The organism is Collinsella aerofaciens (assembly GCF_039062315.1).
In the GTDB taxonomy this organism is placed as follows: Bacteria; Actinomycetota; Coriobacteriia; order Coriobacteriales; family Coriobacteriaceae; genus Collinsella; species Collinsella aerofaciens_BG.
Map to the genome: position 1 here is coordinate 52,299 of NZ_JBCJBG010000005.1, position 17,582 is coordinate 69,880.

A 17,582-nucleotide genomic window follows, 5' to 3' on the forward strand; every position below is an offset into this window, starting at 1 on the left:
CTACCGTTTACGGTTATGAAAGAACCTTTCACCGGAGAATTGCACCTTGTCTCTTCTCACGCGGACGGTAGGTTGGTATCTTTCAGTTGTGGAAAAACGCGCATCGAAGCGCGTGTAGGGGAGCGCCCGCGGGCGCTGTACTCAAGAAGGAGGGACACATGGCTAAGTTTGACATCATCGCCGCCACCGGTTGCCCGACCGGCATCGCACACCTTCATGGCGAAGGAAGCGCTGGAGAAGGCAGCTGCCGAGCGCGGTCTGACCATTAAGGTCGAGACTCATGGCCAGGTCGGTGTCGAGAACGAGCTCACCAAGAGCGAGATCGCTGGCGCCAAGGCCGTCGTCGTCGCAGCCGATAAGGATGTCCAGGCTGAGCGTTTCGCCGGCAAGCCCATGGTTTCCGTTGGTGTTTCCAAGGCCCTGTCCGTTGAGGCCGCCGGCAAGCTGATCGACCGCGCACTCGCCGCCAAGGGTGACGACACGGTTGCGGCTGCTGCCGATATCGAGGACGAGGTCGAGGAGAAGGAGTCCATCGGCCACGTCATCTACAAGCACCTCATGAACGGCGTCAGCCATATGCTGGTCTTCGTCGTTGCCGGTGGTGTCCTGACCGCCGTCTCGTTCCTGTGGGGCATTACGTCCTTCGATTCGACGGCGTCTGACTACAACAGCTTTGCTGCGATGCTCAAGATCATCGGCGGCATCGCCATGAACCTCATGGTTCCGGTGCTTTCCGCCTACATCGCCGAATCCATCGGCAAGCGCCCGGCGCTCGTCCCCGGCTTTGTTGCCGGTATGATCGCCATCCAGGGCCTGCCTGTTAACGCCGAGACCGGCATGATCGACGCCGGTGGCGCCGGCGTGGGCTTCGGCTTCCTGGGCGGCATCGTCGGCGGCTTCCTCGCCGGTTATGTCATCCTGCTGCTCGAGAAGGTCTTTGCCGGTCTGCCCAAGAACCTGGACGGCCTCAAGGCTATCTTCCTGTACCCGCTGTTCTCGACCGCCATCGTCGGTCTGGTCATGCTCGGCATCTCCGGCCCCATGGCTGCCATCAACACCGCCATGATGGACTTCCTCAAGGGCCTGTCCGCCTCTGGCGCCGTTGTCCTGGGTCTTGCCATCGGCTGCATGTGCGCCTTTGACATGGGCGGCCCGGTCAACAAGGCTGCTTACGTCACCGGTACCGCTATGCTCACCGAGGCACTGGCTGCTGGCGTTGGCACCGATACCTACAACTTCGGCACCAACTTCATGGCTGCCGTCTCCGCCGCCTGCATCGTTCCGCCGCTGATCACCACCTTTGCCGTCGTCGTCGGCAAGAAGTACTTCAGCCAGGAGGATCACGACGCCGGTGTCGTCAACCTCATCCTTGGTTGCACCCACATCACCGAGGGCGCCATTCCGTTCATGACCAAGAACATCTGGCCCGTCATGCCCATCATGATGCTCGGTTCCTCTATCGCTTCGATCCTGACCATTATGTTCAACGTCCACGATCCGGCGCCTCACGGTGGCTTCCTGGTCCTGCCCGTTGTCGAGAACGGTCCGCTTTGGGTCCTCGCGATCCTCATCGGCGCCGTGGTCGGTGGCATCCTGTTCGTGGCCTTCAAGAAGTACGACTTCGAGAAGAACCAGAAGGCCGCTCCTGCAGCCAATCCGGTTGAGGCCCCCAAGGCCGCTGCCGTCGAGGCCCCCAAGGCCGAGGCTGCCGACTTCGTGAAGGTCGAGAATGTCTTTGTCGCCGAGGACTTCGCTTCTCGTGACGAGGCTCTGAGCTTCGTTTCCAACCAGGCCGTCAAGGCCGGTATCGCCAGCGACGCCGACGCCGTGATGAACGCCTTCCTGGCCCGCGAGGCAGAGGGCACCACGGGCATGATGGAGGGCTTCGCCATCCCGCATGCCAAGTCCGACGCCATTACCGAGGCTGCCGTCATCGTCGTCAAGGACGAGTCCGGCGTGACCGGTTGGGACACCATGGACGGCGCTCCCGTCAACGTGGCTATCGCCCTGCTCATCCCCGGTGCCCAGGCCGGCACCACGCACCTCAAGATCCTGTCCAAGGTCGCCGAGGCGCTCATGGACGAGGACTTCCGTGCCACCGTCAAGGGTTCCACCGACGCCGCCGAGATCGCCAAGACGATCAACGCCCGCCTGGTCTAATTCCACGGCACGCGAATAACATCGCCCCCTGTAACAAAGGCGGAGACCCTCACCAGGGCCTCTGCCTTTTTCGAAAACAGAGAACGCACCGGTTGGTCCCATCAGCCAGAATTCCTTTCAGCCGACATTACTCTGGACCGACCGAGTTTCCGCAGCTTGCTCGCCCACAGGGGCCCGTGCGCGGCCTGTGAGATTTATCGCGAGTTCCGCACGAGCCGAAGAGCACTTAATGTGCTCTTCGTGCGAGCAGGACTGTAGAGCAGGAAATCTCACAGGCCGCGCACGGGCCCCTGTGGGCGAGCAAGCGGACGATAAACACATCTGTCCAATAATTCGTCTGAAACACAATGAAAAACCGTTTGATGTGAGTTAATATAAACAACGTCGTGAATCTGACTCCTGCCACATGCATGACAGGGGTTAAACACAAAAAGGAGTCAATTATGGTTTCTGAGAAGGCTACCCTCGTTAATCCTCAGGGTCTGCACATGCGTCCGGCTGGTCTGTTCGCCTCCACCATGGGCAAGTACGCCTGTGACGTGACGGTCGTTACCCCCGAGAAGGAGGTCAACGGCAAGTCCCCGATGGCCCTCATGGCTGCTGGTATCCCCTGCGGCACCGAGGTCGAGGTCAAGTGCGACGGCGCTGACGAGGCCGAGGCTCTGGCTGCTGCCATCGAGCTCATCAAGAGCGGTCTTGGCGAGTAGAACTCAAACGGGTCGCATGTTGAACAACTAAGTTCATATTTGGGGGCGCAGTGACCTGTTGTAAGGTAGCTGCGCTCTTTTGTCATGGATATGGCAAAACGCTTTATCACATGACACGGAGAGAGGAATGGGAATGTATCAGGGAGTCAACGCTTCCGAGGGCATCGGTATCGGCACCGTCATGGTCGCCGTCGATCCCGACTTGACGTTTGAGCCGCACGAGGTTGCTGATTCGGCAGCAGAGAAGGAGCGCTATCAGTCCGCTCTTTCGGTCTTCTGCGAGAAGACCCAGGCTCAGGCCGACCACATGAAGGAGACGGTGGGCGAGGCCGAGGCCGAGATCATGAGCGGACACATTGTCCTAGCTCAGGACCCGGGCATGACCGACGCCATCAACGCCGCCATTGACGGCGGCACCTGCGCCGAGCAGGCGCTCATGGACACCTCGACCATGTTCGAGAACATGTTCCTGTCCATGGACGACGAGATGTTCCGTCTGCGCGCGGCCGACATCGCCGACATCCGCACCGGTATTCTGGCCGAGCTGCTGGGCAAGGAGGTCGTCGACCTCTCCGTCCTGCCCGAGAATACTGTCGTTGTCGTGCACGACCTCACGCCGTCCATGACCGCCACGATCGATAAGGCCCACGTTGCCGGTATCGTCACCGAGACCGGCGGCCGCACGTCGCACTCCGCGATCATTGCGCGCGCCCTCGAGATCCCGGCTGTCCTTTCGGTTTCCAACAGCTGCACCGCGCTGCGCAACGGTATGACCGTTGTCGTCGACGGCGGCAAGGGTATCGTTGAGGCCGATCCCGACGAGGAGACGCTCGCTGCCTACACCGCCAAGGCCGAGGCCTTCGCTGCCGAGAAGGCAGCCCTCGAGGCCTTCCGTGGCAAGCCGTCCGTGACTGCCGATGGCATCAAGAAGATCATCGCCTGCAACATCGGTAACCCCGATGACGTGCCCAACGCGCTCGATCACGACGCCGAGGCCATCGGTCTGTTCCGCTCCGAGTTCCTGTTCATGGACTCTGCTGAGCTTCCTTCCGAGGAGGAGCAGTTCAACGCCTACCGTAAGGTCGCCAGCGCGCTCAAGGGTGCTCCGGTCATCATCCGCACGCTCGATGTGGGTGGCGACAAGGAGATTCCGTATCTGCATATGGTCAAGGAAGACAACCCCTTCATGGGCTTCCGCGCCGTGCGTTACTGCCTGGCCAATCCCGACCAGTACAAGGTCCAGCTCCGCGCTCTGCTGCGCGCTAGCGCCTTCGGTGACGTCAAGATCATGATCCCGCTCGTCACCTGCGTCGAGGAGGTCTTGGCTGTCAAGGAGCTCGTCGAGCAGTGCAAGGCCGAGCTGACCGAAGAGGGCCGCAAGTTCAACGAGAACATCGAGGTCGGCATCATGGTCGAGACGCCCGCCGCTTCGCTGCTCGCAGACCGTCTGGCCGAGGTCGCCGACTTCTTCTCCATCGGCACCAACGACCTGATCGGCTACACCATGTGCGCCGACCGTGGTAACGACACCATCTCCAACCTGTACCAGGTTTACTATCCCGCCGTGCTCCGCTCGCTCAAGAACATCATCGAGAGCGGCGTGAAGGCCGGCATCATGGTCGGTATGTGCGGCGAGGCCGCTGCCGATCCGCTACTCGAGCCGCTGCTGATCAGCTGGGGCCTGGAGGAGTTCTCGATGAGCGCTCCGTCGATCCTGCGCGCCCGCAAGACCATCAGCCAGTGGACCAAGGCCGAGTGCGACGAGCTCGCCGAGAAGGCACTCGCCTGCAACACCGCCGCCGAGGTCAAGGCACTGCTCGAGTCCGCAGCTCGCTAATTTGGTATCAGAGGTAACCGCGTGGTTGGAATGGGCCGGCCACGCGGCCCTCACATATACAGGGGGTACTGTAAATGTTCTACACGCTAACCGCTAACCCGGCTGTCGACATGACGGTTTCGAGCTCTCCGCTCGAGCCCGACGAGAACGTCCGCACCGGCTCGGCCAGCTACACGGCTAACGGCAAGGGCCTCGACGTGTCCTTCGCCTTTAAGAAGATGGGCGTCGACACCGTCGCGCTCGGCTTCTTCGCCGGCTTCACGGGCAAGTTCATCGTCGAGGAGGTCATGAACCTGGGTTGCCTCTGCCGCCCGGTCTGGACCGACGGTATCACGCGCATTAACACCTACGTCAACGATGGCCAGCACGAGTACGGCATCCTGAACCCGGGTGCTCCGATCACGCCGCAGCACCAGGAGGAGCTCTACAACATCCTGGACACCGCGGGCGATCTCGAGTGCCTGATCGTCTCCGGCTCCGTGCCTCCCAAAGCTACGCCCGACTTCCTGGCTCAGGTCATGGAGCACGCTCAGGCTCGTGGCGCCGACGTCGTCCTGGACCTGTCCTCCGACAAGCTCAAGGAGCTCGCTCACAAGAAGCCGCTGCTCATCAAGCCGAACCATCACGAGATGAAGGCCATCTTCGGCGTGCCGGTCGACACCGACGACGAGGTTCGCGTTGCCATGAAGATGGCTCACGACGCCGGCGTTCAGAACGTGCTGCTCACCCGTGGTAGCCGCGGCGACGCTTACTTCTCCAACGGCGAGGACATCTGGTACGCCAAGCGTGAGTTCAACATCAAGCTGGTTTCTTCCGTCTGCGCCGGCGACTGCACCCTCGCTGCGTTCCTGCACAAGTGGTACAGGGATCGCGACAACGTCGAGGAGGCCATGAAGCTCGCTATGGCCACCGGCGCCAACGTTGCCGAGTCCGTCGGCATCGGCGACTTCGGTCACGTCGACGAGTACAGCAAGCGCGTTGCCGTCCGCAAGCTCGATCGTCAGTAATCGAAACGCGACATATTCGTGCGCATGTGGCGCCCCGGTTTCGGCTGGGGCGCCTTTTTGTTCCGCCACGGGGGAGAGGTGTCCCGCCGTACTTCATCGCTTCCACACCGTTCGCCGAGTTGTCCTAGCCTTTTACCGATGCGTGGAATATACTTTCATCAACACGTTGCTTCGTGAAAGGAACATTCATGATTTACACGCTCACTGCAAATCCCGCCATTGACTACAACATCGCCTGCGACGGTCTTGCTGCCAACACCGTCACGCGTACCCGCAACGCCGTCTACACGCCCAACGGCAAGGGCCTCAACGTCTCGTTTACGCTCGACCACTACGGCGTCGACACCACGATCCTGGGCTTTTTCGCCGGTTTCTCGGGCGAGTTCATTGTCAAGGGCGCCGAGGCCCTGGGCGTGCCCGTCAAGCCCGTGTGGACCGACGGCATCACGCGCGTCAACGTGTTCCTCAACGCCGGCCCCGACACCGAGTACAACATGGTCAACGCCGGTGCCGCCATCAACGAGGCCAACGAGCAGGAGATGTTTGAGCTCATCGATTCGCTCGATGACATGACCTGCCTGGTCATCAGCGGCTCGCTGCCTCCCAACACTTCCGAGGGCTTCCTGGCCGAGGTCCTGCGCCGCGTCAAGGCCAAGGGGGCCGAGTTCGTCCTCGACATCTCGAGCCATCAGCTGGCAGACCTCATTGCCATGGAGCCGCTGCTGATCAAGCCCAATGACGACGAGCTGCTCGACATCTTTGGCATTAAGGTGAGCGGTGGCGACGACGAGTCCGTCAAGGGCGCGATGGCCGAGCTGCACGCCAAGGGCGCCAAGAACGTGCTGCTGACCCTCGGCGGCGCCGGTGCGTACTTCTCCAACGGCGAGCACATCTGGTTTGCCAACCGCACCTTCGACGTCAAGCTGCTGTCGACGGTGTGCGCCGGCGATTCCTCGCTGGCCGCCTTCCTGTCCGTATGGCACGACGCCCCCGAGCGCGTCGAGGACGCCCTGCGCCTTTCGATGGCTACCGGCGCCAACGTGGTCGAGTGCCCCGGTCTGGGCGATTTTGCCAAGGTGGACGAATATAAGAAGCACATCGAGGTTCGCCAGGTCTGCTAGCCGCATCGAAAAATCGCTGCCGAACACCCGCTTTGGATCTCCGAGGCGGGTGTTTTTTGTGCACTGAACGCATATGACGTCTGCTGTCTCGTTTTATGGAATCGACGACGCGATTGCGTGTGCGCGCTTTCTCGTTTCTTGTTAGACTTCTTGAGAACCATCGATTAACGCTCACAAGTGCAGGAGGCCATAGGCATGTGCAATGTTTCGCTCAACGGTACTCAACCGTCCGATGCGTCCCTGCGCGTCCTGCGCGCGCTTGAGGCGGCTGGTCTTGAGGCTTGGTACGTGGGCGGTTGGGTGCGCGACGCCCTGATGGGGTGCCCCAGCCACGATGTTGATATGTGCTGTAGCGGCCTGTGGCAGGAGTCCAAAGCGGCGCTCGAGGCCGCCGGCATCGCGGTTGTGGAGTCGGGCATTAAATTTGGCGGAATCACGGCTATTTCCGATGGCGAGCGTATCGAGGTCACCACGTACCGTCTGGATGGCTTTTACACCGATGGTCGCCATCCCCAGAGTGTGGAGCGTGCCGCCTCGCTCGAGGACGATCTGGCGCGCCGCGACTTTACCGTCAACGCCATGGCCTGGCATCCCGAGCGCGGGCTTGTCGACCGCTACGACGGCCTGGGCGACTTGGAGCGCAAGCTGATTCGCGCTGTCGGCGATCCCAAGCGTCGCTTTAACGAGGACGCCCTGCGCATGTTGCGTGCGGTGCGCTTTGCCTGCCGCCTGGACTTTATGATTGAGCCCGAGACTAAGCGCGCGCTTGCCGAGTGCGCGCCGCTGCTCGATGCCGTGGCGCGTGAGCGTGTGGGTATTGAGCTCGAGGGCATTCTTTCGACCGGTCATGGGGGAGACGCGATGCTCCGCTATCCCGAGCTCATCTGCGCCGCCGTGCCCGAGTTGGCCCCGGCCCGTGGCTTTGACCAGCGTAGCGTCTACCATGCCTTTAACGTCTACGAGCATATCGCCCGTGTGCTGACGGTGGCAGGGGAGCTTGCGCTGTGCGACGGCGTCGCGCCCTCGTCGAGCCTTATGTGGGCGGCGTTTTTGCACGATGTGTCCAAGCCCGAGTGCTTCACGGTCGATCACGCCGGCAGCGGACACTTCTACGGTCATCCAGAGCTCGGCGCCAAGAAGGCGCGCGTCATTATGGATCGCCTGGCGCTCTCGCACGACCTGGTGCGCGACGTGTGCCTGCTCATCAAATACCATGACAAGCCGCTGCGCCCAGAGCGCTCCTGCCTGCTCAATATGATGCGCGCGCTTTCGGGCGAGGGCGTCGACACGTCGCGTCTGATTGACGAGCTCATGGATCTTAAGCGTGCCGACACGCTCGGCAAGGCCCCGTCGTGCTTCTATTACGTCGAGACGATTGAGGAGATGCGCGCGATGGCGCACGAGCTACTGGAGGCGGGGGAGCCCTATACGCTCAAGATGCTCGCCATCAACGGCGGCGACTTGATCCGTGCTGGAGTCAAGCCCGGGCCGGAACTGGGGCAGCTTCTCAACTCCGCCCTCGACGCCGTGATCGAAGACAACATTCCCAACGAGCGCGAAGCTCTTTTGGTCCATCTCAACTTGAATTAGCCACCCAGTTTACCTGCGTGTTCCATAACCTGCCGACAATTTTTCGGCAATTTGGAATTTCTTCTTGCGCTGACGTTTTTTGTCCCGTAATATATTTCCTCGCAGCACGGCAGTGCAGGTGTCATGTGGCCCGTTCGTCTAGCGGTTTAGGACGCCGCCCTCTCAAGGCGGAGATCACCAGTTCGAATCTGGTACGGGCTACCACGTATCTGATACCCGGCCTTCCAACGGAAGTCCGGGTTTTTTATTTTCAAACAACCGTCTGCAGTTCCCGTTTGAACCAGAGCTTTGCGTTCTGCATATGGCCCTTACGGGTACAATATCCAAGATATTTTGACTGTTAGAAGGAGTCTCATGACGGAGTCCTCTCAGCATACGTCTAAGCCCCAGGTCGAGGTTGAGGCCTCGGGCGGAGATGACAATAAGAGCGCGCGCCGCGGCGCCATCTTTATCGGCGTCGTGCTGGTGGGTTATATCGTCTATCTGGTGGTAACCGGGCAGATGGGGCAGTTCTGGGCCGCTATGTCGAGCGTTCAGGCGCCCTGGCTCGTTGTCGCGTGTCTTTGCATGTTCATGTATCTGTTCTTTGGCATTGTGGCCTATGCGATCGCCGTATGGCTCGACCCCAATTCACCCGTCGGCATTCGCGACCTGATTTCGGTCGAGGCGAGTGGCATCTTCTTTGGCAACCTCACACCTATGATGATGGGCTCGACTCCCGCCCAGATCTACCGCCTGACCAAGGCGGGCCAAAATGTCGGTGAGGCTGGCGCCACGCAGTTCACGCGCTTTATCGTGTACCAGTTTGGCCTCGTTGCCTGGGGCGCTATCCTACTGCTTGCTCGCATGCCGTTTTTTGCCGAGCGCTATGGCGACATGACGCTGCTGTGCGTCTTTAGCTTTGGTGGGCACTGCTGCATCTTGCTGGGCATCTTCGCCGTCGCGCTCATGCCTAAGACCGTCACGCGCGTTGCCCATTGCATCATCAATTGGCTTGAGCGCATAGGTGTCTCGGCCACTAAGATCGAGGGATGGCGCACGTTTGTCGATGGCGAGATCTACTCCTTCTCTGAGAAGTTCAAGCTTTCAGCCGGACATTTTTCTTCCATGCTGCTCACCGTGTTTATCACCATGCTGCAGCTCGCGTTTTTCTATCTGGTGCCGTATTTCCTGATGCTTGCCTTTGGCCACCACGAGGTCGACTTTTTCTCGGTCATGGCCGCGAGCGCCTTTGTCCAGCTTCTGAGCTCTGCGGTCCCCTTGCCCGGTGGAACTGGTGGCGCTGAGGGTGGCTTCGCGCTGTTCCTAGGTCATTTCTTTGGGTCGGCTTCGACCGCCGGCTATCTGCTGTGGCGCCTCATTACGTTTATTGCGCCGACCATTTTGGCTGCGCCCCTGCTGGGCCTTAAGAGCGCCCACAACGAGAGCATCCATGCGCGCTGGGATCGCTTGATGTGCAAACTCGGCCGCACGTCTCAGACGCCCTCTGCGCCCACTAAGCCGCACCCCACGAATGCTGTTACCGTTGATCCCAAGAAGCACGCTCAGAAGGCTTCTGGGGCCGCTAAGCCGGCTCATAAAGCCTATGTGCGCCAGACAGGCGATGGTATTCGCGTATCTCCGTCGGCACTCAATAAGAAGAAGCACCCTAAGTCCCAGTAGGACAGTCGTGCGTTCTTCATGATGCGGGGCATATTTGTGCTGTATGGGGGATAATCCTCTTACGTAGATTATCTCTCATCTGTTGATGAATGCTCGCATTTCGAAGGGACACGCCCATGGCAACCAGCAAACCGCGTCTTGACCGCCGCATTGTTCGCAGCCGTAATGCCATCCTTTCCGCTTTCGAGCGCCTGCTCATGGAAAAGCCGCTGGCAGACATTACGGTGAGTGCCATCGCACGCGAGGCCAATGTCGACCGCAAAACCTTCTACGTGCACTTTGGCACGGTTGACGGCCTGCTCGATGCCATTGCCGTCGATGTGGTGGAGATGATTGTCGACTCGGTCGAGAAAACGCTTGCTTCCATGGACGGCGACACCAACGAGCGCGCCCTGGGCGCGGCGGCGACCTTCTTTAAAACCGTTAACGAGGCACTGTGCAACAACTTGGTGCTCAATCGTCAGCTGATCGAGAACATTCCGCTTGATGATTTTATGGCTCGTCTTCGTGCGCCGCTCGAGCACGAGATTGCCGAGCGCGATTTGCTGCCCCAAGGTCTCAAGGACGAGATGTTCGATTACTATCTTGCGTTTTTGCTGTCAGGCATTATCGGTATCTATCGCACGTGGGCGCTGTCTGACGGCTCGGTTCCTATCGAGCGTGTCTCGGAGGTCGCCAACGACCTGACTCTCAATGGCCTGTCGAGTCTGGAATCTCGCTTGGATTAGGTCTAGTTGGGCTCGTCGGCGTGGAAATTCCTGTTCACGAGGTTCTCCGGCGCCTTGTAGACCTCGCCGGCGTAGGAGCTGTAGCCTGAGGATCCTTAAAAGAAAGTCCAGTTTATTCTTCCCACTCCAATTGGGAATCCTCCGATGCGCCTTCGCACGCTCGCACGACCTCGATACCATACGAGCGTGCGAACTCGACGAGCTCTGCGTTGCGGGCGTTTATGGTGCCGAAGGCGGCGGGGCACACGATAAGGTGCACGCAGTGGACGAGGAGCTCTTTGGCGCGGGCTATGGTTTTATCCCCGATCGGCTCGAAGGCGCGCTCGGCCACGCATTCCGCCGCCAGGTCGCGCGCGAGCTCGCAGTCGATGTCCCCTTCGTGCAGAACGCCCGCGTAGAACGCCTTGCCCTGCCGGATGAGCTGGCGAAACACAGACGACCCCGTACCTGCGCCGGCGATGACGAACGTGTGCGCATCGCCGTGCGGGCGTCCAATTTCCACGCTGCCGAAGCGCTCGTTGAAGGTGCCATGTTGAAGGCCGTAGAGCTCGCCAATCGTCTCGCGCGTGAATATGTCCTCGGGTGCGCCGGCGCGGAAGACCCGGCCGCCCTTCACGCAAATCACCTTGTCGGCGCTTTTCTGCGCGAGCTCGAGTTCGTGGATGGACATGATGACAGCCACATTCCGCGATTTCGCAAGGTGGCGAAGTATTCGCAGCAGGTTGATCTGGTAGCGGATATCGAGATACGACGTGGGCTCGTCGAGCACGAGCACACGCGGATCCTGCGCGATGGCGCGTGCGAGCATGACGCGCTGGCGTTGCCCATCGCTTATCTGCATGAAGTCACGCTCGGCGAGCTCTTCCACATGTGCGGTTTTCATGGCCTCGTCGACCCGACTATGGTCGTTAGGCGAGAGTGTGCCCATTCGCCCGGTGTAGGGATGCCTTCCCGCCTCTACGATATCGCGGCAGGTGAGGAGCTCGGTCCGGGGGCGATCTGTCAGCATAACGGCAAGGTTCCTTGCGAACTCCGCCGTCTTCCATCGGGAAATCTCTCGCCCGTCGAGCTCGACCGCGCCGGCAAGCGGTGCTAGATGGCGTGTGATGGTTTTCAAGATGGTCGACTTGCCCGAGCCGTTCGGCCCGATGAGCGCCACGACGTCGCCCGTGCGAACCTCCAGATCGACGCCTTCGACTACAACCTTCTTGCCGTAGCCCGCCGACAGGTCGCTTATGCGGAAAAGCGGCGCTCCGTCAGCCTGCGTTTTGGGTCGCGGCACGAATTCCCCCATCTACTTCACCCGCTTCTTCAACATGAGCGCGATAACCACTGGCGCGCCGAAGATGGCGGTGACGGCGCTGATGGAAAGCTCGACGGGAGAGAACAGCGTGCGCGCGATCAAATCGCAGCCCGCGCAGAAGATGGCGCCTCCCAAGAAGCACGCAGGAATCACGCGGATGGGCTTCGACGACTTTAGCGCCGACTTCACGAGATGCGGAACCGCGATGCCTACGAACGACACCGGACCTGCGAACGCGGTCACGCAGGCGGAGAGCATGCTCGCTAGAAGGACGAGCACCACGCGGAAGCGTGCGACGTTCACGCCGACGCTTTTCGCGTAGGCTTCTCCCAGCTGGAAGGCGGAAAGGGGCTTCGATATCGCGAATACGCATGCGCTCACGGTGATCACCACGACCGCGATGACCGCGATGTCGTCCCAGCTCGAACCCGAGAAGCTACCTAAAGACCAGTTGTGCAGGTTCACGATGGACTGGTCGTCGGCGAAGGCGATAAGGAAGTTCGTCGCCGCTGAGCAGATGTATCCCACCATGACGCCCGCCACGATGAGCATGGCCATGGAACTTATGCGCCGTGCGATGAGGAGCACGAAGCCGATGGTGATAAGCGAGCCCAGAAACGCTGCGGCCACCATGGCCGGCGAGGACATGGCCTGGTTCGCGCCCAGAAGTACGATCATCGTAAGCGCGACGACGAACTTTGCACCCGAGGAGACGCCCAAGATGAACGGGTCGGCGATGGGGTTGTTGAAAAACGTCTGCAGCAGGAACCCGGAGAGGGAAAGCGCCCCGCCGAGAAGCACGGCTGAAAGCACGCGCGGCAGGCGAATCTCCCAGATGACCTGGCTTTCCATGGAATTGGCCGCGCCGCCCGAAAGGATGCCGGGGATGTGGTCTGCGGGCACGAGCACGCTCCCGATGCACAGGTTGGCCCCGACGAGCACGATGAGGGCAACAGCGAGCAGCGCCGTCACGACGCGACACCGCGCGGCGCGCCCCGATTCGTCGTATGCCATGGTAAGTCGGCTTCTCATGGCGCTAGCCGAGCTTTCTCAGATAATGGAAGTCACTCGCGTCATCGCCAGTGAACGCCCCGTGCAGCTCGTCGATAATGTCGGCGGTAGAAGTCATCTGCTGGTACATGTCGGCGCTTGTGACCCAGACGTTGCCGTTCTTCACGGCTTTGAACTGCGACAATAGCGCGTTTTTGCCTACGAAGTCGTTCAAGGTGGTAACCGATTCGTCGATGGTGCCGTTGTAGACGATGATGTCGGCATCCTTCGCCGTCGCGTAGAAGCGCTCCATTTCGAGCGTTACTGACGAGCCTGACGTCGACGCCGTCTGCGCGTCATCGAGCGCGTAGCTGCCGCCTGCAAGTTCGATCATCTGCGCCACGTAGTCGCCCGCCCGCCGCGTGACGGCGGCCCCGTTCGAGTTAATGTAGAAATACGCCACGGTTTTACCTGACGATGCGAGCCCCGACGTTTGCTCGACGCGGGCCTTCTGCTCGTTGAACAGGCGCGCGGCCTCGTCTTCCTTGTCGAAAAGGACGCCGAAAAGTTTAATCCACTCGATGCGCCCGAGTGCTTCGGGCTCGCTCGACGACTGTTCGGTGAGCACGACGAGCCCGAGCTTCTGCAGCTTTTCCTTCACATCGGGCGTGTGGTTGATCATGGTGTTCTCGATGGCGAGCGTGCAGCCCGAGGCCGATATTCGCTCGTAGTCGGGCGCGCTGTACTTGCCGCCGTAGGCGATCGCCCCATTTTCGAGCGCGCTTTTGAAGCCTGCGACTGAGCAATCGTCGGCCTTCGTGCCCGACATTAAGATATTGTCGTTCGCATCGAGCGCGTCGACTAGGCACATCGTTGCCGACGACACGAGGTACACCTTGTCGGCGGGGCGCCTTATGACCGCGATGTCGGAGCTCAACCCGTCAGGTACCTTCGCATCTTGCGGCACCACGAGGAAGCGCTCCCCGTTCGAAACGCAGATAAGCCGCAGGCCGCCTTCGAACTCGTCGACAGTAAAGTGCTTGGCGTATTCAAGCTGAAGCGCCCCCGTCGGCTCCCAGCCGCAGCCCAAATCGGCGTTGTGGAAGTCGGCCGCGGCGCTTGAAGCCGTTCCCGCAGGGGAACCGCCGCTTGCATCGTCGCCCGATTTCTCCTTTATGGTGGATGAGTCGAAGTGGAGCGTGTAGTCGATGGTGTGCGGCGTCGACATGGCGACGGTCTCGGCCGACACGGCGATGTCCTCGTCGAGCGTGACGGGTATCTCGAATGTGGAGTTGCCGCCGTCGTTTACAGGCGCGTAGTCCACGCCGTAGACGGTCATCTTGTCGTAGTTCGAACTCGACCAGGTGATGGTCGCGGTGTAGGTGTCGCCATCCTTCACAATTGTGGTGGGTGAGGCGATGCTTGCGCGCCCTGACCCGCCGGAAAGCGAGACGCTCACAGTGTATTCCTGAGAGCCCGCCGTGCCACCGGTCGCGTTCGGACTCGCACTGCACCCCGCGAAGGGAAGCGCGAGCAGGGCGACGAGAACGCAGGCGATCGCGCGCGCTGCGATGCTGCGGCGCTTCCTGCTTTTCCCCTTGGGAAGAATCGACCGCATGGCGTTACTTCAGCGCGTCGGCGCGCAGATCGACGCCGGCGGATTCGAACACGAGCGTGCGGTCGTACCACTGCCCTTTTCTAATGCTCCACGCGGCGCAGGCGGTGTCCTCGTCGAGCGCTTCAACGGGCACATCGTAGGTGTACTTGCCTTCCGCGTTTTCCACATAGGGGATGAAGTCGGCCTCGCTCGCGGCGGCAGCCTCGTCGCCCGTGCCCATGAAGAGCTTGCCGTAGCCCGTGCCGGAAAGTGTCATCACGCAGTGCATGGAGCCGTTTTCCACGATGAGCTGGGCGTCCACAATCCTGAACATGTTCGAGCTGGAATCTACGGTGATCGGATAGGTGCCGTCGGCCACCTTGTCGGCGGTGATGGGGGCAGCGCTTGCGCCCTCGGGCGCATCGGCCGTCTGTTCGGTCTTTTCCTGGGAATCGGCATCGCTTGCCTTTGCGCTGTCGATTGAATTTCCGCCGCAGCCGGCGAGCGAGAACGCGAAAAGCGCCGCCGACAAGGCGAAGGCGAGGGTTTTCTTCAACATGGAGGGGTTCCTTTCAATCGCTTCGACCGCCCGCGCCGTGCGGTGGGCGGGCGGGATGCGAATGCAACGGGCATGCGCCGTCGGTCGGGGAAGGCGCATGCCCGTTGCACGGGGACGCGACCGGCGCCCCCGTGCGCGGCGAGTTTACAGCTTGGCGATGGCGTCGTCCACGTGCGAGACGTAGATGTCGTCGACCGCGACGTTCTGTCCCAGACCCTGGAGCAGGCACGTCACTTCGAAGCCGGCGGCCACGAACTTCGCAGCCCAGCTGTCGGGGTCGGTCTCGTCTGCCATGTCGTTGTTCGCGTGGTCGCCCGCGACCACCATGAACGGCGCGAGCACGGCCTTCTTGTAGCCTGCGGCGCTCGCGGCGGCGATAACATCCTCGCAGGTCGGTTCAGCCTCGACGGTGCCGACGAAGAACTGCGTCAAGCCCTCGTTCTTGAACACTTCCTGCATCTTGGCATAGTCGGCGTTGGAATCGGCTTCGGTGCCGTGGCCCATGAGGCACAGCGCCGTCTTGCCGTCGTCGAAGGACGCCATGTTCTCCTTAATGGCTGCGGCCACCTTCTTGTAGTCGTCGTCGGAGGTGAGCAGCGGGTCGCCGAGCGAGATCTTATCGAACTTGTCGGCGTACTTGTCGAGCTCGTCTTTCACGTCGGTGTATTCCAGGCCGCCCATGAGATGCGTCGGCTGCACGACGATTTCCTTCACGCCGTCTTCCACGCAGCGGTCGAGCGCCTCGGTCATGTTGTCGATCGTGATACCGTCGCGCTTCTTCAGCTTGTCGATGATGATCTGCGCGGTGAAGGCGCGGCGGATGTCGTAGTCCTGCCAGTACTTCTCGCGGATAGCGTCTTCGATGGCGCCGATGGTGATGTGGCGCGAGTCGTTGTAGCTCGTGCCGAAGCTCGTGACGAGGATGACCGGCTTCACGGCCTTCTCCTTTTCACTCGATTTCTCGGAACTCGCGGAGGTGTTGGAGCAGCCCGCGAGCGCGACTCCGGCGAGCGCGACGGCTCCGGTTGCTGCGGCGCCCATGAAGCCGCGGCGTGACATCTGGTCGGACATGGTTTTTCCTTTCCTCGGTTTGCCGGTCCCCCGGCGACAGTTGCTTGTCGGCACAAGCGAAAGAAAAGCGCACCCCTCGGGGTTCACAAGGAGCTAACGCCACGGCGATGCCGTGAGGAAAAGGCGAAGCAGTCTGGCTTGGGGCGCGAGGCGGTTCGCCCGCGCGTCCTATACAGTAATGTCCCTTGCCCAGGATTCCCACCTGGTTCCCTCCGCAAGCCAGCGCGGGCTGTGCGGGCGCCGCGCCGGTCATTTCCTTTTATCCGATTGTCATATGCTCGTTGCCGAAACTTTTACTATGATAGTGGGCACTTGTGAACGTGTCAAAGCCAGGGCGGGCGGCATTGCGCCTCCTGCCTGCGAATTTGCGCCGATTGCCGCTGCGGGCGCCGTGTTTTGTCCGCTGCGCGAATGGCGGCGTAAACGGTTGCGATGAGTAACGGGAAGGGAAGGCTCGGATGATTCATATCGTTGGCGCAGGCTCGGGCGCCGCCGACCTTATCACGCTGCGCGGGGCGCGCCTTCTTCGCGCGGCCGACGTGGTCGTTTGGGCGGGAAGCCTTGTGAACCCCGAGCTGCTCGCTGAGTGCAAGGAATCCTGCATCGTCTACGACAGCGCGCACATGACCTTGGAGGAAGTGCTCGACGTGATGTGCGCGGCAGATACGCGGGGCGAGGAAGTGGTGCGCCTGCACACGGGCGACCCGTGCCTGTACGGCGCCATCCAGGAGCAGATGGACGCGCTCGACGCACGCGGCGTGGACTACGAGGTGGTGCCCGGCGTGTCGAGCTTTTGCGGCGCCGCGGCGGCGCTTCGCCAGGAATATACGCTGCCGGGAATCAGCCAGTCGGTCGTGATCACGCGGCTTTCCGGACGCACCCCCATGCCCGCGGGAGAGGGCATGCGCACCATGGCGGAAAGCGGCTCGACTATGGTCATCTTCCTGAGCTCGGGTATGCTCGCCGAGCTTTCCGCCGAGCTTTTGGCCGCGGGCCGCAGCTCCGACGAGCCGGCGGCGCTCGTGTACAAGGCGACCTGGCCTGAGGAGCGCGTGGTGCGCTGCACAGTGGGCACGCTCGCCGATGCGGGCGCGCAAGAGGGCATCGACCGCACGGCGCTCGTGGTGGTGGGCCGCGTGCTCGGAGCTCGCGGCGGGCTTGCGCACGACGGCGCGCAAGCGGAGACGTACGAGCGCAGCAAGCTTTACGACCCTTCGTTTGCCACGGGGTATCGGAAGGCGAGCAGCTAG

Annotated in this window: 14 protein-coding genes and 1 tRNA gene; 10 read left to right on the plus strand and 5 right to left on the minus strand. The window is 61.3% G+C overall.

The window, feature by feature from the left end:
* Positions 1-216 precede the first annotated feature (216 nt).
* From ABCP74_RS03890 to ABCP74_RS03930, 9 genes are all read left to right on the plus strand, one after another.
* Complete coding sequence (locus ABCP74_RS03890) at positions 217-2,160, plus strand: fructose-specific PTS transporter subunit EIIC (protein ID WP_343102192.1); 1,944 nt, start codon at positions 217-219, stop codon at positions 2,158-2,160.
* Between the two features lie 443 nt (positions 2,161-2,603).
* Complete coding sequence (locus ABCP74_RS03895; protein ID WP_022094575.1) at positions 2,604-2,867, plus strand: HPr family phosphocarrier protein; 264 nt, start codon at positions 2,604-2,606, stop codon at positions 2,865-2,867.
* A gap of 133 nt (positions 2,868-3,000) precedes the next feature.
* Complete coding sequence (gene ptsP, locus ABCP74_RS03900; protein WP_035138206.1) at positions 3,001-4,704, plus strand: phosphoenolpyruvate--protein phosphotransferase; 1,704 nt, start codon at positions 3,001-3,003, stop codon at positions 4,702-4,704.
* Between the two features lie 74 nt (positions 4,705-4,778).
* On the plus strand, positions 4,779-5,711 hold the full coding sequence (locus ABCP74_RS03905; RefSeq protein ID WP_006233969.1) for a 1-phosphofructokinase family hexose kinase: 933 nt from the start codon (positions 4,779-4,781) through the stop codon (positions 5,709-5,711).
* Positions 5,712-5,899: 188 nt separating this feature from the next.
* Positions 5,900-6,832, plus strand: a complete 933-nt coding sequence (locus ABCP74_RS03910; RefSeq protein WP_022094572.1) for a 1-phosphofructokinase family hexose kinase — start codon at positions 5,900-5,902, stop codon at positions 6,830-6,832.
* A gap of 195 nt (positions 6,833-7,027) precedes the next feature.
* Positions 7,028-8,422 (plus strand): CCA tRNA nucleotidyltransferase, encoded by a 1,395-nt coding sequence (locus ABCP74_RS03915; protein ID WP_343000839.1) that lies wholly within the window; start codon positions 7,028-7,030, stop codon positions 8,420-8,422.
* A gap of 127 nt (positions 8,423-8,549) precedes the next feature.
* Positions 8,550-8,626, plus strand: a tRNA-Glu gene (locus tag ABCP74_RS03920).
* Between the two features lie 150 nt (positions 8,627-8,776).
* Positions 8,777-10,084, plus strand: coding sequence for a lysylphosphatidylglycerol synthase transmembrane domain-containing protein (locus ABCP74_RS03925; RefSeq protein ID WP_343000838.1), 1,308 nt, complete (start codon positions 8,777-8,779; stop codon positions 10,082-10,084).
* Between the two features lie 116 nt (positions 10,085-10,200).
* Complete coding sequence (locus tag ABCP74_RS03930; protein ID WP_157757975.1) at positions 10,201-10,812, plus strand: TetR/AcrR family transcriptional regulator; 612 nt, start codon at positions 10,201-10,203, stop codon at positions 10,810-10,812.
* A 112-nt stretch (positions 10,813-10,924) separates the two neighbouring features.
* Here ABCP74_RS03930 and ABCP74_RS03935 read toward each other — a convergent pair whose 3' ends face one another.
* The 5 genes from ABCP74_RS03935 to ABCP74_RS03955 form a co-directional block, all read right to left on the minus strand.
* Positions 10,925-12,094, minus strand: a complete 1,170-nt coding sequence (locus ABCP74_RS03935) for an ABC transporter ATP-binding protein (RefSeq protein WP_343000837.1) — start codon at positions 12,092-12,094, stop codon at positions 10,925-10,927.
* 12 nt (positions 12,095-12,106) lie between these two features.
* Positions 12,107-13,129, minus strand: a complete 1,023-nt coding sequence (locus tag ABCP74_RS03940) for a FecCD family ABC transporter permease (protein WP_343000836.1) — start codon at positions 13,127-13,129, stop codon at positions 12,107-12,109.
* 22 nt (positions 13,130-13,151) lie between these two features.
* Positions 13,152-14,723 (minus strand): ABC transporter substrate-binding protein, encoded by a 1,572-nt coding sequence (locus ABCP74_RS03945; protein WP_343000835.1) that lies wholly within the window; start codon positions 14,721-14,723, stop codon positions 13,152-13,154.
* A 4-nt stretch (positions 14,724-14,727) separates the two neighbouring features.
* Positions 14,728-15,261 (minus strand): hypothetical protein, encoded by a 534-nt coding sequence (locus ABCP74_RS03950; RefSeq protein ID WP_343000834.1) that lies wholly within the window; start codon positions 15,259-15,261, stop codon positions 14,728-14,730.
* A 144-nt stretch (positions 15,262-15,405) separates the two neighbouring features.
* Positions 15,406-16,332 (minus strand): sirohydrochlorin cobaltochelatase, encoded by a 927-nt coding sequence (locus ABCP74_RS03955; protein ID WP_022094564.1) that lies wholly within the window; start codon positions 16,330-16,332, stop codon positions 15,406-15,408.
* A gap of 458 nt (positions 16,333-16,790) precedes the next feature.
* Here ABCP74_RS03955 and cobM point away from each other — a divergent pair, with 458 nt between their 5' ends.
* A complete protein-coding gene (gene cobM, locus ABCP74_RS03960) occupies positions 16,791-17,582 on the plus strand; it encodes a precorrin-4 C(11)-methyltransferase (RefSeq protein WP_343000833.1) in 792 nt (263 codons plus the stop codon).

Bases quoted from the DNA above. Each gene is read 5' to 3' on its own strand.
- ABCP74_RS03890 (WP_343102192.1), top strand. From the start codon at position 217: ATGGCGAAGGAAGCGCTGGAGAAGGCAGCTGCCGAGCGCGGTCTGACC.
- ABCP74_RS03895 (WP_022094575.1), top strand. From the start codon at position 2,604: ATGGTTTCTGAGAAGGCTACCCTCGTTAATCCTCAGGGTCTGCACATG.
- ptsP (WP_035138206.1), top strand. From the start codon at position 3,001: ATGTATCAGGGAGTCAACGCTTCCGAGGGCATCGGTATCGGCACCGTC.
- ABCP74_RS03905 (WP_006233969.1), top strand. From the start codon at position 4,779: ATGTTCTACACGCTAACCGCTAACCCGGCTGTCGACATGACGGTTTCG.
- ABCP74_RS03910 (WP_022094572.1), top strand. From the start codon at position 5,900: ATGATTTACACGCTCACTGCAAATCCCGCCATTGACTACAACATCGCC.
- ABCP74_RS03915 (WP_343000839.1), top strand. From the start codon at position 7,028: ATGTGCAATGTTTCGCTCAACGGTACTCAACCGTCCGATGCGTCCCTG.
- ABCP74_RS03925 (WP_343000838.1), top strand. From the start codon at position 8,777: ATGACGGAGTCCTCTCAGCATACGTCTAAGCCCCAGGTCGAGGTTGAG.
- ABCP74_RS03930 (WP_157757975.1), top strand. From the start codon at position 10,201: ATGGCAACCAGCAAACCGCGTCTTGACCGCCGCATTGTTCGCAGCCGT.
- ABCP74_RS03940 (WP_343000836.1), bottom strand. From the start codon at position 13,129: ATGGCATACGACGAATCGGGGCGCGCCGCGCGGTGTCGCGTCGTGACG.
- ABCP74_RS03945 (WP_343000835.1), bottom strand. From the start codon at position 14,723: ATGCGGTCGATTCTTCCCAAGGGGAAAAGCAGGAAGCGCCGCAGCATC.
- ABCP74_RS03950 (WP_343000834.1), bottom strand. From the start codon at position 15,261: ATGTTGAAGAAAACCCTCGCCTTCGCCTTGTCGGCGGCGCTTTTCGCG.
- ABCP74_RS03955 (WP_022094564.1), bottom strand. From the start codon at position 16,332: ATGTCCGACCAGATGTCACGCCGCGGCTTCATGGGCGCCGCAGCAACC.
- cobM (WP_343000833.1), top strand. From the start codon at position 16,791: ATGATTCATATCGTTGGCGCAGGCTCGGGCGCCGCCGACCTTATCACG.